The organism is Litoreibacter sp. (genome assembly GCF_058136045.1).
Genome location: NZ_JBYVDD010000005.1, coordinates 171,672 through 186,987, shown reverse-complemented (window position 1 = coordinate 186,987; position 15,316 = coordinate 171,672). Strand labels below are relative to the sequence as shown.

Here is a 15,316-nt window from a genome sequence, read left to right as displayed (position 1 = left end):
AACACAAAAAAACCGCAGAGTCAGCGCCAGCCTTCCTTCAACACTCAAATATTAAGGAAATATCATCAGGCAACGTCTCAACAACGGCCACCTCGCTATTACTTAGGTGTGCATTCACCGCCTGCTGCACATTGCTCGATCTGAGCAATCGTTTTCGGTTCTGGGTTGGCGAATGCAAACGCGTAGCACGGGTCGACACTGAAAATCAGTTCGTCCTTCGTTTGCAGCACATAAGCCAGATAATCCGTGTTTGGCGATAAACGTGCGCACCATGGCCCGGCACAGCTTAGCGAAACGGTCACCGGAACCTTAATCTCATCCGTAAAGCCACCTCCTGTTAGTAGCTTACCATTGAAAATCGTTGCAATTTCAACATCCACTGGCGGGCCGCTCACGTCTGGTAATTTTTTAGAGCTAAAATCGAACTCCCCATGGAGGACGACGAAGCTTTCCTTAGCCTCAGACACGGCATTAAAAGCCGCAACAGCATGAGGCCGCTGACAAGAAAGAGCACTGGCGGGACCGGCGGCAATGGCAAAAGCCAATGCTGCAAAGGCGATAGGTTTAATCATACAAGAAGCCTATAGGAATGGACGGAAAGCCTCGATAACTTTTTGGTAAACATCTTGCTTAAACGGCACGATATTGCCGAGTAATGTTTCAGCGTCCAACCAACGCCATTCTGAAAACTCAGGAATTTCAGTAGCAATGTTAATATCGGCATCGGTTCCGTGAAACCGCAGAAGGAACCACTTCTGCTCCTGTCCACGATAACGCCCTTTCCACAACTTGGGCACCAGATGGTGCGGCAAATCATAAGGAAGCCAGTCATCGGTTTGGGTTTTTACCGTGACTAACTTGGCAGGCACACCCGTTTCTTCCTCAAGCTCGCGCAGTGCCGCAACTTGCGGATCCTCGCCTTTTTCAATGCCACCTTGGGGCATTTGCCATGCAGGGATATCACTATCAATGCGTTGAGCGGCAAAGATAAGGCCCGCGTCATTTACCAACATTACGCCAACGCAGGGGCGATAAGGCAGCTTCAAAATTTCATCAGGTGTCATGTGTAAATGGAGGGCGGGTTGCCCCGCCCCATTCCTTATTTTTGAGCTGGCGCAAGCGCGCTAAGACCCTTTAGCACGTCAAGCGCATAGGCCAATTGGTAGTCTTTCTTACGCAATTTGGCGACTTCTTCCGCCTTTTTCTGCTCGATTTCGAGTTGAGCACGCTCATCCTCGGAGATGGCATCATTATTGCTGAGCGACCCGCGAAGGTCTGCCTCGGAACGACGCTTGATAAGCGCCTCTTCCTCTGTGTCTTCCACCTCGGGAAGCCGCGGAGGCTGGACAACAATAATATCAGGGGCAACACCAAGGGCCTGAATAGAACGACCCGATGGCGTAAAGTACCGCGAAGTCGTCAGCCGCATGGCCCCGTCACCGCGCACGGGCACAACAGTTTGCACCGAGCCTTTACCGAAGGATTTAGTCCCGATAACCACGGCACGGCGGTGGTCTTGCAGCGCGCCCGCAACGATCTCCGACGCGGAGGCAGAACCGCCGTTGATCAACACAACCAGCGGCTTGCCATTCGACAAATCGCCCTCCGTCGCGTTGTAGCGTTCACTGTCGCGAGAATTACGACCACGGGTCGAGACGATCTCACCCTTATCCAAAAACGCATCCGATACCGCGATGGCTTGGGTTAACAAACCACCGGGGTTATTGCGCAGATCCAACACGATACCGTTAACCTTATCTTCGCCACCAGCCTCTTCAATCTGTTTGGCCAACCCGTCTTTAAGGTTCGGATATGTTTGGCGGTTGAAAGTACTGACCCGCAATACAACGCTATCACCCTCCAAACGCGACCGAACAGCCGTCAGTTTGATGGTGTCGCGAACGATCGACACATCAAAAGGCTCGTCCACGCCTTCGCGCACAACCGTCAAAATGATCTCCGAACCAACCGGACCGCGCATCAAATCGACCGCTTCCTCTAGGTTCAGCCCCAACAGGCTGCTGCCATCGACGGCGGTGATGAAATCGCCTGACTCCATGCCTGCCTCGTCGGCGGGGGTGCCATCCATGGGCGAAACCACTTTGACGTAGCCGTCCTCTTGCGTAACCTCAATGCCAAGGCCGCCAAACTCACCCGAAGTTTGGGTGCGCATGTCGTCAAAATCTTTAGGCGGGAGGTAGGAAGAGTGCGGATCAAGAGACGTCAGCATCCCGTTGATCGCAGCCTCAATCAAATCGGCCTCGTCGACCTCTTCCACGTATTGCGCGCGGATACGCTCGAAGATGTCGCCGAACAGGTCAAGCTGTTCATAAACACTGGACTTCTTTTCCGCCTCCTGCGCGATCAAAGGGCCTGCGAATTGGGTCGTCACCAGCACGCTTGCGGCGGTGCCCAATGTTGCTGCCATCAGAAATTTTCTCATACGCGTGTTATTCCTTGTTCGTGGCGAACCAAATGGCCGGATCGACCGGATCGTCGCCTTGTCTAAGTTCTATATAAAGCGACTCTTGCTGATTGCCGCCACCACCTTTGGCTGCTGCGATCAAAAAAGCGTCAGTATTTGGGGGCAAACCGCCCATTAAGCCGACTGGCGCACCTTGATCGAGGACTTCACCGACTTCACCAAAGGTTTGGCCTAGCCCAGCCAGAATCAGTAAGTGGCCTTTTCCGGGCTCTAGAATGACCACATTTCCATACTCAAGAAGCGGACCAGAGTAGCGCAACGTGGCGGGCCAAGGTGTGGTCACCAATGTTTGAGCGCGCGTTGCCAAGACAAGACCGGGGCGCTTCACACCAGCAGCATCTATATCATTAAAGTGATGCAGGATCGTCCCAGAAGCCGGCAATTGAAGATCGCCCTTTGCGGCTTCAAAATCTGCGGGATTGCTAAGATCAGACGGATTAAGAGCAGACAGACCAGACGCAAAGCCTTGCAACGTGTCACTGCTTTGTATCAGTGCCAGCATTTTCTCTGAATCAGCCGTAAAGCTACGTGGCAATTCCACACGATCTGCTATCGCCTTTGACAGCGACGATCTGGCAATTTGAACCTCGCTTAGGGATTGGGTCAGTTGCGTTGCTGCACTTTGTTGTAGGCTGCGAATGTCGCGCACCTGTTCAAGCTGTTTGCGCAGGATTAGAGCCTCATTTTGCAAAGCGGGTGTGACTTCCGACAAGATCATGCCTGAGCGCGCAGTGCCAATGGCGCCTGTCGGGTGCATCATAAGAAGCGGGGCCGGGGACGTACCAATGGTTTGCAGTATTCCCAAGAGACGCGATAAGCGATCCCGCTTTGCCTCGAACACCAAAGCAATGCTGCGTTCCTGAATAGCGGCGCGGCGTAATCCCTCACGCAGGGCGGATAAGCCCTCCTCATAAGCACGAACAGTCTCGGTAAGCGCAGCAACCCGATCGGCAGCATTTTGCGCCTCGGTCAACGTGGTTGCCGCAGCCTCCAACATCTGGCTGGCACGTTTTGCAGTCGTCACCGGATCACTTTGCGCAAAAGTGGGCGTGGTGAACGCTAGCAAGACCATGAGGATGAATAAGTGCTTCATATGTGGATCAAAGACGCCCCGGTCATCTCTTTGGGTTGAGGCAGTCCCATCAATTGCAGCAAAGTCGGTGCCAAATCAGCGAGCCTGCCGTGATCCAATTGAGCGCCAACTGGCCCTCCGAATAGAATAACGGGCACGGGATTAAGTGTGTGCGCAGTGTGCGGACCGCCAGTTTCAGGGTCGATCATAGTCTCGCAGTTGCCATGATCAGCAGTCACGATCATCGCCCCGCCAGTGGCTTTCAGGGCTTCAATAGCCTTGCCTAGACCCAAATCCACGGCCTCACAGGCCGCGATTGCAGCGCTTAAGTCACCGGTATGACCAACCATGTCGGGGTTTGCGAAATTAACCACGATAAGATCGTATTGTGCATTAATTGCCCCAACCAAATCGGCAGTTACCTCATCCGCCGACATCTCGGGCTGCATGTCGTAAGTTGCGACCATAGGGCTTTTGGGCATATGGCGATCTTCGCCAGTTTCCGGGGCTTCCGCGCCCCCGTTCAGAAAGAAGGTCACATGGGGATACTTCTCGGTCTCAGCCACGCGAAACTGGCGCAAACCATGCTGCGCGACCCATGCCCCTAACGTGTTCGTAATCTTTTGCTTGGGGAATACTGCTTCCATGAATGCATTATGCGCGGCCGAGTAATCGACCATGCCAAGGCATTGCGCCAACTGCGGACGGCCAGTGACGTCAAACGCCTCAAAACTTGGATCAGCAATTGCTGACAAAATTTCACGCGCCCGATCAGCCCGGAAATTAAGGCAAAAAATACCGTCCCCGTCCTGCACTCCTTGAAAGCTTCCAATAACCGTAGGAAGCACAAATTCGTCCGACTTACCGTCTGCGTAGGATGCCTCAACCGCAGCGCGCGGGTCATTGGCAGCATTCCCTTGGCCAAGGATCATGGCACGATAAGCCAATTCCACACGATCCCAGCGCGTATCTCGGTCCATCGCATAGTAGCGGCCTGAAACTGTTACGATGTTAACAGCTTCAGGTAGCTTTGCTTCCAAAGCCTCAAGGTAATTTAGCGCAGACTTGGGGGAAACATCCCTGCCATCCGTGATTGCGTGTAAAACAGTATCTATTCCTGCATGATTTAATGCATTTGCAGCAGCGGCTATATGTTCGATATGGCCATGGACGCCCCCATCGGACACGACGCCCATCAAATGCGCAGTGCCACCAGTTTTTTTCAACTTACCGATGAACGCTTGAAGCGCATCTTCTGTTTGAAAGGTACCTTCCTCAATAGCGAGATCAATCTGACCTAGATCCATCGCAACAACACGGCCAGCACCAATATTGGTATGCCCAACCTCAGAGTTTCCCATCTGCCCTTTTGGCAGCCCCACATCTGGCCCATGAGTGATCAAGGTCGCATTCGGGCAGGTTGCCATAAGCCAATCGAAAGTCGGCGTCTTTGCCTGAACTGGCGCGTTGCCTTCAACCGCATCAGACAGCCCCCAACCATCAAGAATACAAAGGACAACGGGTTTTGGAGTGGGCATGAATACGCTCGCTTTAGGTTTACCTTCTATTAAGGTGAGTGACGCGGGTCTTCAACCACCGGCCCGTCTGGTCGGCATGTTTCTGCGGCACATCCAACGGCCACGCGCACCATTTCTGCCGCCCTCCACAACCGAAGGCGGGCCAATATGACTATCCCTCCCCATCGCTCTTGGGGTGAACTAAGGGACGAGGACACAAGGATGCGGGGAATATGGTAAGCAATAGAAACAGGCATCAACGCCGCACGAAGATACCACATAACGTCCGGGGCTGCTGCTGCGCAGTGAACTCCGTAGCTTTCCGAGGTGATCCGGCGCCATTTATCGCGCAACTGTGGCCAGGTTTCGCGGGCCGGATGAAAGACGCCTAGACCGGGCTCAAATACAAGCTTGAAACCAAGTTTGATCGCCCTGTGACACCAGTCGAGATCCTCGGACACCCCCGTTTGAAACGGGCCGGTTTTGGCGAAAACTGCTCGTGTTGTGACAAGGTTGGCAGTCACGGAGAACCCTTTCTTCGCAACATACTCTTGCTGGTTAAAGGCAAACACATGCTCAAAAGCTTGAATTCCGTTTTTCTGACCCTCAATCGGGGAAGAAAGCGTGATGGCCCCGCCGATGATATCATGGGTCAACCCTGCCTTAATTGCACGCTCTAAAAACTCAGGACCTACAATGCAATCACTATCTGTAAAGATCAGAATTGGACCCTTGGCAGAGGCAACACCCGTGTTTCGCGCGTGGGCTGCTCCTTGGCGGCTCTCATGAAAGAACCGGACGTTGGGGTGCCTCCCAACGAACGAAGCGCCAAGCGTCCGTGGGCCATTATCAACCACGATAATTTCAACCAATGCGCGCCCTACACTCTGCCCTAAGGACATCAAACAACGATCCAACCGGCAAGCATCGCGGTAATGCGGAATAACTACCGATGCCTCGGGGGCGGATTTCATCGTCGCCCGATCACGCGGGCTGGGACACCTGCAAATACCTCGCCAGCACCGATATTTCTGCTCACGACAGCCCCCGCAGCGACGACAGCCCCATCCCCAATTTGCACACCAGGCAAAATAATCGCCCGAGCACCGATCCAGACATTGCGCCCGATCCGGATACTTGCCTCCTCCATGCTTTGGTCCGTTGTTGGGCTTCCATCTCGGAACCGATAGCTGGCGGCCGTAATCATCACATCTGGGCCAAGCAAAAGGTCGTCACCAGCCTCAATCAACCCATACTTCGGACCTGCCCAAAGATAGCAGCCAGACCCAACATGCGCACGCGCACCTAAACGAATGCGGCTGGCGTTGGCGAATTGACATGTCGGACTGATGGCGGCATCGGGGCCAAGTGATAACTCACGGCGCGGAATGACATGGGTTTGATTGTAATGGTTCAGCAGCCGAAACCCATGCAGATATACCCGCGGATCAAGAATTGACTGTAGGAACCTCGCAACACGCCGCCGCGCGGTCAGCGTGGGCTTGAACGCGGGTTCTAGCGTAGTACAGTCTGCTTCATTCATCAGGCGAAAGTCCTGCGCCGTGGGGGAACCGGCACGCATTTAAGACCACTCCAAGGCAGGTTGTATTTTCTGCAATTGCACGCTCTGCCATGTCAATTTCAGCTATAGTTGACTTATCAGCACGCGCGACCAGCAAGGCGCAATCTGCCAAAAACAGCCCAGAGATAGCGTCATCCATCGGATGCAACGGTGGCAAATCAAACAACATCAAATCAGGGGAAAAGTCTCTCTCGATCTGATCCAACAGGGCAACTGTCTTGGCATGTGCCAGATGTTCGGCAGCATCCGCAATGGGCGTCGCATTCAAGCTAAGGGCCAGATTTTTTCCAACCCGCAGGCAAGTGCTGTCAAAGTTGCGCCTATGCCCAGTAAGAGCCGAGAACCGCGGACCATGTTCTCTCAGCCCCAATGTGTGAATAAGCTGTGGGTCGCGCAAGTTCAGGTCAATAACCATAATTCGAAGGTCACTTTGCCGGGCCAGACTAAGCGCAAGGTTGGCAACCAACGTCGAGCTACCGCAGCCCACAGTAGGAGCCGTGATCGCAATTCGCTTGTGATTTGCAGCACGCATATGAGCCAGCATTCGCGTGCGAAGCCTATCAAATGGCGCGGATTGCGGGCTGGGTGCCTCGGTCAAAACATGATGGCGTTTCAGCACCACCGGATCAAGCGTGGTTTCGGTCAATCGCGCCCAGCTTTTTGCCGGATCGCCAATGTCTTTCAAGCCCAGCTTTGCATCAATCTGTTCAAGCTCATCTTGCGCAGAGCGAATGATTTCATCAGGGTTTTTAATCTGTTCCAAAAAAATCTCCTAGCCAAGACTCGGGCCGAGATCCGGCAATGTTGCGAATGGAGTTATCCCTAAGGTCCGTTTCAAATCCACGGGACGGCGTAGGCGTTGATCGGTCCTGATCCGCAGCCAAATGGCACCCATCGTAACCAGCAGCGCAGCGAGCGCCAAAACAACAAATAAGGCCATACGCTTACGCGCACCCCCATCATTCTCCAAAGTCGCGGTTTGCACTTCTTTCAGGTGCATCGAATTTGCCTCAGCCCGAAGCTGCGCGGCATTTAGCATTGTTAGGGCTTGATTGCGCCCCGTGGTCGCAACGGCAACATCTTGCTCCAAAGATTTCTGGATCAAAAATGCAGCATCCGCCGTCTCGATACGGACCTCTATCTGGGAAAGCCGCGCCGCAAGCGCAAACCTCGTCGCATCATCCAACTCCGAAGATTTTTGTTGCGACAGCTCTTGTGAAATGCGTGACCGGATCAACCGCACCTTCGGATGTAGATCCGAGTACAACCCCTTCGCAACAGCAAGGTCGACATTCAGCTTTGCCAAAACAGGGCTTTCAGGCAATCTCTCAACAGCCAGTGACGAGGCCTGCGAACGCAACTGTGCTGCCAGAACCCTTAGCTCTGACGGCGTGTGAGAAGGAACATTTGCACCATATGCAGACACCTCTTGCTGCGCGCGTTTCAACCCGTCCTTCTGGGCCACCAATTGATCACGCAGCTTAGCGAGAGAGACCTCAACACGAGCTTGTTGCAACATGGCACTATGTTCGATCGCTTGGTCGGATATTTGAGTTGCCAGCGCAGTGGCAAGGATCGGGTCAGAGGCCTCAGCCTTGATTTCAAGGTAGGTAGGTTTGCCGCGATCAGACTCAATTTTCAGGGCGAAACCTTCATTAGCAGCAGGGGGCGCACTTGGGTGTTCCGGCGCCATAACCGTTTCAGGCCGGATCTTAGACTTCAGGCTATGACTGACGATCTGTAGATGCTGAATGTCCTCTGCATTGCGCTGCAACTTTGGTGTTTCTGACACCCCGATCGGGCGCTCCAACACTAACCGCGCTGTCGCATAATGTCGGCTAGGCATGGCGCTTACCGCCGACCAAATAGCAAAACTGAAGCCCGCAAGTAAAACCATTGCAAGCGGAAGGTTTCGTAGTACTTGCCAACGCCAGTACCCCCAATCCATCATAATCATCTCCTGCCAAGATTCCCGAGCTTAAATTACCTAAGCCTATTCAGACCCTTGAAAACTTAAGACATAATTAATTCATCTAGGTTTTTGTTAACCCTACCCCTTTGTACTGGGCCAACAGGTTCAGATTGCCTCAAATGTCGAGGGCGGGATTGTAGGAGTAGACATGAATGCACAGCTGAAGACCCCGTATGATGACGCACGACCTGCCGGGCAAAGCACAGCCTGGAGAGCAAAGCGCTCCCTTAGCGCAAAGCAAGGCTACCGCGTTTCATGGAAGCGTCTGCTCGACATTGTGTTGGTGATTGCAACCGCCCCAATTTCAGTTCCGCTTGTAGTATTAGGCGGCTTTCTAGCGATGCTCGACGGTGAAACGCCTATATTTTTACAACCCCGTGTTGGGCAAAACGGGCGCGTGTTCCAAATGGTTAAACTGCGTACAATGCGGCGAAATGCAGAACAGCTTTTAAACGACATACTCATGCACGATTTCCGGGCAGCCGCAGAGTGGCAAAATACGCAAAAGTTGCGCCACGATCCAAGAATAACCCGTGCGGGTCGTTTTTTACGCAAGTCCTCGCTTGATGAGCTGCCGCAACTTTGGAATGTGCTGCGCGGCGACATGTCTCTGGTCGGGCCGCGCCCGATGTTACAAGAACAAGCAATCCTATATCCGGGCACTGCGTATTTTCGTTTGCGTCCCGGCTTAACCGGCCCGTGGCAAGTCTTTGCTCGCAACGAGGAAAGCTTCACCTCACGCGCAAAATATGACGCCATGTACGAGCGGGAAATAGGGCTTACATACGACCTCTCTTTGATTGCCCGAACCTTTTGGGTAGTCCTTTGGGGGACCGGACATTGAAACTATTTCAACGAATAATATGCATGATAGCAATTGCTGTTGCAGGCCCTCTCTTAGCCAAACCCTACGTCCTGAAACCTGGTGATTTACTAAGAATCGAAGTCATTGAAGACACTAGCCTGAATAGAAACGCGCTGATTTTACCAGATGGAACCATCGCATTTCCAATGGTCGGCCTCGTGCAGGCAGCGGGCTTAACTCTGTCACAAGTCCGCAAAGAGCTAACCACTGGCCTTGCTCCGAACTTCGCGCAAAAGCCAAGTTTACACGTCGCGGTTGCCGCCGTCGCGCAACGAAAATCTCAAACAGCAAGGGCGCGCACAGTGGTCCCATCAAAAGCCAAGGATAAATCCATTTCCGTTTTTGGCATGGGGGAATTGAGCAGGCCGGGAAAGTTGCAAGTCGCCCCCGACACAACATTGCTTCAATTTCTATCTCAAGCAGGTGGCACCACAGCGTACGCCGCCTTAAAGCGGGTGCAAATTCGTCGTACCGACCCTGTTAAAGGAAGCGTAATATCCTACCAAGTTAATCTCAAACAGTTGATGCGCGACGGAAGCGGAAAGAGCTTTCTACTCGCACCGGGAGACGTGGTAATCATCCCAGAACGAAAGCTATTTGAGTGAACGCCTTTACAACCGCTTTCATTATAGCGCTGTGGCTAGCGTTCCCAGCCGTGGCTGATGAAAAAGGTGGAGCCAATGTAGGGCTAACGCTTGGGTTTGGCGGAACTTGGGACAAGGATCCCAACTTATCCGGCGCAAAAGGGTCAAGCCTTCATGCCCTAACATCCCTAAACTTTAACCTGTCCTCGATCACCCGAACGCAAGCATTGAAATTCAACCTATCGACCAAGAAAATTGGGACGTTTACCGCCCGAACAGGCATTGGTCTGGAGTATGAAAAACAGTCCAGAAACGCTAAACTGCACGCCTCTATCTCGAGACAAGCCCTACCGGCCGGCGTTCTGGACTTCACCCAAAGTGAGAAATCCGATGAGCGTTTTAGTGACGCATTTGACCTCTCTCCTCGTTTATCGAAAACGCGAAAAACTGCTGCTACATTGCGCTTCCAAAGCGGTCTTGAGCGGCCGGTTGGAATAGATTTTCGCTATGGAATTCACCGCCAAAAAGTAGATGCCTTGGCGGCAACAGGCGCTTTATGGACCGATAGACAAGCCCTTAAAGCGAAACTGAAACTACGCTTGGACGCACGAACAAAAGGCAATATTGCACTTGAAGCCGTGAAGTTGAGAACCTCCGGATCTTCCTTTCTCCATCAAGACAGCCATAGGCTAGGGGCTGGTTTTGAGAGGGGTTTTTCTCAAACCACCAAAATTGATTTTCAACTCGGCTGGAAAGAAATCGAGGCTCAGCGCACCACCACAGTGATCAAAACATCCGGGTTTGAATGGCAAGGCACGCTCTCTCACAGGCAAAAGGGGAGCCATTGGTTTGCACAAATAGCCGGAGAGCCGGTGATACAGGGGCGCGTGACTGAGTTGCAGTTCGGATATGGCCGCACAGCCAAGAAGAGAAACCTAAATATCGCCGTGGGAGTCGCAAAGGTTTCCGGGGGCAGTGCCAAGCCAACATTCACGCTTGGCTACCGCGAAGAGTTGGACACCGGAATCGTTCTGGCGACGGTTAAGCGAAGGTTTGTTGGATCAGACGAGACCGGAGAAACCCGCATGGTGACAAAAGCCGCACTTAGTTACCAACATGATTTTGGCATAAAAAGCCGATTGGACCTAAGTCTCGACTATCAAAAAACAGATGCAACTCCGCTCACTACTTCAAGAAAGGCAGGACGTTTAAGGGCCGCCTATCACCACCATATAAAACGCGACTGGAGCATGGTTTCTGGCGCTCAAAGACGCCTGCGCCAAAATGCTACGGGGCGCAAAATTGGCTCAACATCTGTGTTTGTCACCTTCGAGCATAAGTTCTCAGGAGGTTTATAAAATGACCCATGTTCTCGCCGTCTCCTCGGGAGGAGGTCATTGGCAGCAACTCATGCTGCTCGCGCCCTCATTGGCAGACGTAAATGTGACATTCGCTTGCAGCGCCGAGGTCAGCGACCCATCTGTTATCCGCCTACCCGACTGCAATGCCCGCGCGCCCTTTCGGCTGATCGTGAGCGCGACTACTATCGTCAAAACATTGTGGGTAATCCGCCCGGATGTGGTAATATCTACCGGTGCAGCCCCCGGAGCTTTGGCGTTGATCTTCGGTAAATTTATGGGATGCCGCACCATATGGATTGACTCGATCGCCAATGTTGATCGGATGTCACTCTCAGGACGACTAACCCGCCGGTTTTCTAATTTATGGATAACCCAATGGCCTAGCGTGGCGGATCAAACCGGAGCTACCTACGCAGGGTCCGTATTGTGATATTCATCACAGTTGGCACACAACTCCCGTTTCCCCGATTACTTCGACATATGGAGAGCCTTTCAGTCGGCTCCTCTGAGAGAATTGTTGCGCAAACTGGCGACACCTGTAGTTGGGAAGGGCTAGAAGCGCGCGCCAACTTCTCAAAAAGTCACTTTGAAAAGGTCATGTCTGAATCCCGCCTAGTGATCTCTCACGCAGGAATAGGGTCTATTATTTCTGCCAAGCAGGCACAAAAGCCCATAATAGTCGTTCCGCGCAGAGCTTCTTTTGGGGAACATCGCAACGATCATCAATTGGCAACAGCGGCAGCATTTGAGGGGCGTTGCGGATTGCGCGTCGCATGGGATCTCGAGAGTATCGCGCTGCTTATAAAAGGAGAAATTGAAATGCCAGACATTAACAACGACCCGGCCACAGTGCCGCTTTTGGACGCAATCAGACAGTTTGTAGCAGCCTAACCCGATGTAGAAATTGCAGAAGCAACTGATTTTCCCGGGGGCAATCCGTGAAGTGCGCGCAAGATTGCAGGGGCCACAGATACTTGGCCACGCAACAGGTGTTGCACCAACTTACCCCACCCAAACAGATAGGCTATAGGCAAGCGCTTCGGGTGATATATGGCCATAAACCGCATCCGTGCACGATGCTTGAAATACGCGGAAACCTGCGATGGCCCGCGCGATAATGTGGGCGAGCCTATAGACGCACCCGCACTGTGAAAGACCTGCGCCTGATCACAAACCTTCATGGGTAGATGCTCCCGGCATTGGGCCCAATCCACCTCCTCATAGTACAGGAAATAATGCTCCGGCATTGGCCCCGCCAACTCAAGAAAGGCACGGGATGCCACCATGCTGGCCCCCGAAATAAAGTCCAGATCTACAGCTTCAGGAAGTGGCGTCTCGATAGCAGGTTTTCCGATGTTAATGTTTTGTGTTGCCCCAGTCCAACGGTTGATCCGGCCCCCGTCAATTTGAATGCTATCCCTAGGGCCGTCATACATTATCCGCCCGCCTAGTAACGAGAACGGAAGCGCAGCTTTGGCCAGTGCAACTGGTGTTGTAGAGGGAACAATACAGTCCGGGTTTAGAACCCAGAACCTATCCAATACTGGATTTTCACAAAGCCACTTTAAGCCGATGTTCACGCCTGCCGCAAAGCCAGAATTCTTGCCGGTTTCAAGGATTTCAACCTGAAGGTCATGATCTTCAACCCAGCTGTATACCCGCTCTATGGTATCGTCCCGGGAACCATTATCGACAACGACAATATGCAACCTTACGCCTTTCGCCAGCGACAAGCTTTGCAGGCAGTCAATAATTTGCCCGGCAGAATTAAAGGTGACAATAACGCATCCCATTTCCAACCTCATACGGGCACCGCTGGAAAGCGTGTATGCTGGGCTAGATCGCGGGTTAAATCAGGTGTCTTTGATGCGCGTGGCGTATCCAGCATCCACAAACCAGCCCCAAATAGGAAAAATACAAATGAGAAAATAGATGTCCAAATATGGACAGTACATAGCGTGAAGGTCAGCCCGATGAAGCATATAACCCACCCCCTACGCAAATCGCGATAATCGCGTGGAAGGGTCGCAAACGCGACCCGTACGAGACCTGACAAATATGCAGCGGCAAACAGTGCGAACCCCGGAATTCCGTACCTGACGGCCAGAACCAGCCAGTAGTTATCCATACTCCCAGACCGCATATAATGAGGCCGTACCCAGTCGTTTAGCCCGATACCGAAAACGGGATTTTGCCAGACATTGATCATCCCCCACTCGAAAATTATCCCCCGCCAATAAGCGTTATGAGCCGAGAATGTTGCATAGCTAAAAAATACCCTGACAGGCGTTCGGTTGGAGGCAAAATCGATGAATATGTATGAGGCCACACAAACGGCCAACAACATGATCCAGCGCGACTGAACGCGCAGGAAAACCAACGCCCAAGCAATTAAAAACAGCTGTAAAATGACCGATAGAAACGCTCCGCTTGAAAGGGCCAGAAAGCTGGCTGTTACCCCTGTGGCCAGCCCGATTAACCGTGCTGTGAATGACCATCGACCAGCGGTTCCAATATAGATCAGCGCAGTCAGGGTTGAGCCGAACAAACCGTAATGAATTGGATGCGCGAACATGACTTGCACACGCTCAAGGCCTAACCGTGGCTCAATATTAACCGTGGCAACAGAATTTAGGCCCGGTATCGCATTAATCGAAGCAATAAACGGTGGATACCCAGTTTGGCTCTCAACAACTGCGAAAGGAAGCGAGAAAAGCACGACAATCAAAGTGAACTTGATGACTGCAACAAGCTGGTCGGCTGTGCGAATATAACAGCGCGCCAAAAAGAAGCCCCCTAACAATTCAAGGGCCAAGGCTCCGCCATTTTCCAATGCATGTGACGGCGAGGTTTGGGACAAGGCAACACCAGCCCACATCACAAACAGCACCATTAAAATATCGATGCTCAGCCCTCGCTGAGGCAGTTTGCGAAGGTAGATGACCACCAGCGGAATGAATATGATTGCAAGATAGGTTCGAAGCCCCGTCATCTGCACCGGACCAAGAGAGTAGCGAACTGGCAAGGCAACGGCCACGATATACAGGGCCACCAAAAGAGGCAGTTGGCTACGTGGTTTTGCTGGGGGAAAAGACCGGCTGTTCATTTGTCCACTGAATTCATCTGGCGCTCAGGATCGGTGGGATTGGATAACGATAGGTTAACAAGTGGGCATCGATTATGCTTAAGCAGCAATTAACCTCGGATTCATAAATTTCGATGTAAATTAAAGACGGCCCTGAGGCCCTGCCCTAAAACGGGGCATTTGCGTGGGTGGAGAGACATATCGCATGGAACACCTCTATGACGACCAGCCTCCCGTCCAGTCCTGTCAAAATGCAGGCGCAGCTATCACAGACCCGGTTCAGGCCTCGATGCCCACGTTGTCAAAAGCGCGGCGGCGAGGTCTGAACCGGTTGTTCTGGCTGCGAAATACACTCGTTTGGTGCAAGCTATTTATATGTCGGCGCGTGTTTGGCATGGACCTACATCCAAGCGTGCAACTGTCGCTCTCGGCACGGCTTGACCGGACTTTCCCCATTGGCATCCATATCGGCGAAGCTAGTTATGTCGCCTTTGAAGCCTGCATCCTAACCCACGACCGAACGCGCGGGCTATATTTGCACACATGGGTTGGCCGCCACTGTTTCATCGGCGCGCGCTCAATCATATTGCCGGGGATTCGTGTCGGGGATGGCTCTATTATAGCCGCCGGTGCTGTTGTCACCAAAGACATTCCCGCAGGCAGTATTGCAGCGGGAAACCCAGCGCACATCATCAGGCAAAATATCCAGGCCGGTCCTTATGGGCGCTTGGATGCCGCCGACATAAATGAGGCGAAATTAGCGCAAGCCGGGCTTACCTAAAGCCAGCGCCCG

17 protein-coding genes are annotated in these 15,316 nt (G+C 52.7%); 6 read left to right on the top strand and 11 right to left on the bottom strand.

Annotated elements, in window-relative coordinates; translation table 11 throughout:
* Positions 1–98: 98 nt before the first annotated feature.
* Genes AC3Y7R_RS08375 through AC3Y7R_RS08335 form a run of 9 tightly spaced genes read right to left on the bottom strand, consistent with a single transcriptional unit; the run spans position 99 to position 8,607 of the window.
* Complete coding sequence (locus tag AC3Y7R_RS08375; protein WP_490041578.1) at positions 99–572, bottom strand: hypothetical protein; 474 nt, start codon at positions 570–572, stop codon at positions 99–101.
* A 9-nt stretch (positions 573–581) separates the two neighbouring features.
* Positions 582–1,064, bottom strand: coding sequence for an RNA pyrophosphohydrolase (locus AC3Y7R_RS08370; RefSeq protein ID WP_490041577.1), 483 nt, complete (start codon positions 1,062–1,064; stop codon positions 582–584).
* Positions 1,065–1,099: 35 nt separating this feature from the next.
* Positions 1,100–2,443 carry a S41 family peptidase gene (locus AC3Y7R_RS08365; RefSeq protein WP_490041576.1) on the bottom strand — a complete coding sequence of 448 codons (1,344 nt, stop codon included), beginning with the start codon at positions 2,441–2,443 and terminating at the stop codon, positions 1,100–1,102.
* Between the two features lie 7 nt (positions 2,444–2,450).
* Positions 2,451–3,578 (bottom strand): murein hydrolase activator EnvC family protein, encoded by a 1,128-nt coding sequence (locus tag AC3Y7R_RS08360; RefSeq protein ID WP_490041575.1) that lies wholly within the window; start codon positions 3,576–3,578, stop codon positions 2,451–2,453.
* Positions 3,575–5,095, bottom strand: coding sequence for a 2,3-bisphosphoglycerate-independent phosphoglycerate mutase (gene gpmI, locus AC3Y7R_RS08355; protein WP_490041574.1), 1,521 nt, complete (start codon positions 5,093–5,095; stop codon positions 3,575–3,577). Before gpmI ends, AC3Y7R_RS08360 begins: the two co-directional genes overlap by 4 nt.
* Positions 5,096–5,124: 29 nt before the next feature.
* Positions 5,125–6,048, bottom strand: coding sequence for a glycosyltransferase family 2 protein (locus AC3Y7R_RS08350; protein WP_490041573.1), 924 nt, complete (start codon positions 6,046–6,048; stop codon positions 5,125–5,127).
* The gene (locus AC3Y7R_RS08345; protein ID WP_490041572.1) at positions 6,045–6,617 is read right to left on the bottom strand and encodes an acyltransferase; all 573 of its coding nucleotides are present in this window, start codon (positions 6,615–6,617) and stop codon (positions 6,045–6,047) included. The genes AC3Y7R_RS08350 and AC3Y7R_RS08345 overlap by 4 nt, the downstream gene beginning before the upstream one ends.
* Positions 6,610–7,419, bottom strand: coding sequence for a P-loop NTPase family protein (locus tag AC3Y7R_RS08340; RefSeq protein ID WP_490041571.1), 810 nt, complete (start codon positions 7,417–7,419; stop codon positions 6,610–6,612). Before AC3Y7R_RS08340 ends, AC3Y7R_RS08345 begins: the two co-directional genes overlap by 8 nt.
* Positions 7,420–7,428: 9 nt before the next feature.
* Positions 7,429–8,607 (bottom strand): GumC domain-containing protein, encoded by a 1,179-nt coding sequence (locus AC3Y7R_RS08335; protein WP_490041570.1) that lies wholly within the window; start codon positions 8,605–8,607, stop codon positions 7,429–7,431.
* Positions 8,608–8,776: 169 nt separating this feature from the next.
* Between AC3Y7R_RS08335 and AC3Y7R_RS08330 the strand changes: the two genes are divergently transcribed.
* The 5 genes from AC3Y7R_RS08330 to AC3Y7R_RS08310 are packed head-to-tail and all read left to right on the top strand — an operon-like array spanning position 8,777 to position 12,329.
* Entirely contained in the window at positions 8,777–9,472 is a 696-nt protein-coding gene (locus AC3Y7R_RS08330) for a sugar transferase (RefSeq protein ID WP_490041569.1), read from the top strand.
* On the top strand, positions 9,469–10,098 hold the full coding sequence (locus AC3Y7R_RS08325; RefSeq protein WP_490041568.1) for a polysaccharide biosynthesis/export family protein: 630 nt from the start codon (positions 9,469–9,471) through the stop codon (positions 10,096–10,098). Before AC3Y7R_RS08330 ends, AC3Y7R_RS08325 begins: the two co-directional genes overlap by 4 nt.
* A gap of 50 nt (positions 10,099–10,148) precedes the next feature.
* Entirely contained in the window at positions 10,149–11,435 is a 1,287-nt protein-coding gene (locus AC3Y7R_RS08320) for a hypothetical protein (RefSeq protein WP_490041567.1), read from the top strand.
* Position 11,436: 1 nt separating this feature from the next.
* Positions 11,437–11,868, top strand: a complete 432-nt coding sequence (locus AC3Y7R_RS08315) for a UDP-N-acetylglucosamine--LPS N-acetylglucosamine transferase (protein ID WP_490041566.1) — start codon at positions 11,437–11,439, stop codon at positions 11,866–11,868.
* Between the two features lie 50 nt (positions 11,869–11,918).
* On the top strand, positions 11,919–12,329 hold the full coding sequence (locus tag AC3Y7R_RS08310; RefSeq protein WP_490041565.1) for a glycosyltransferase: 411 nt from the start codon (positions 11,919–11,921) through the stop codon (positions 12,327–12,329).
* Here AC3Y7R_RS08310 and AC3Y7R_RS08305 read toward each other — a convergent pair.
* Both AC3Y7R_RS08305 and AC3Y7R_RS08300 read right to left on the bottom strand, forming a co-directional pair.
* Positions 12,326–13,243: a glycosyltransferase family 2 protein gene (locus tag AC3Y7R_RS08305; RefSeq protein WP_490041564.1), complete on the bottom strand. Its 918-nt coding sequence runs from the start codon at positions 13,241–13,243 to the stop codon at positions 12,326–12,328. The two genes, AC3Y7R_RS08310 and AC3Y7R_RS08305, sit on opposite strands and share 4 nt — an antisense overlap.
* The gene (locus tag AC3Y7R_RS08300) at positions 13,240–14,490 is read right to left on the bottom strand and encodes an O-antigen ligase family protein (protein WP_490041563.1); all 1,251 of its coding nucleotides are present in this window, start codon (positions 14,488–14,490) and stop codon (positions 13,240–13,242) included. The genes AC3Y7R_RS08305 and AC3Y7R_RS08300 overlap by 4 nt, the downstream gene beginning before the upstream one ends.
* A 238-nt stretch (positions 14,491–14,728) precedes the next feature.
* Here AC3Y7R_RS08300 and AC3Y7R_RS08295 point away from each other — a divergent pair, with 238 nt between their 5' ends.
* Positions 14,729–15,304, top strand: a complete 576-nt coding sequence (locus AC3Y7R_RS08295) for an acyltransferase (RefSeq protein ID WP_490041562.1) — start codon at positions 14,729–14,731, stop codon at positions 15,302–15,304.
* Positions 15,305–15,316: the final 12 nt, after the last annotated feature.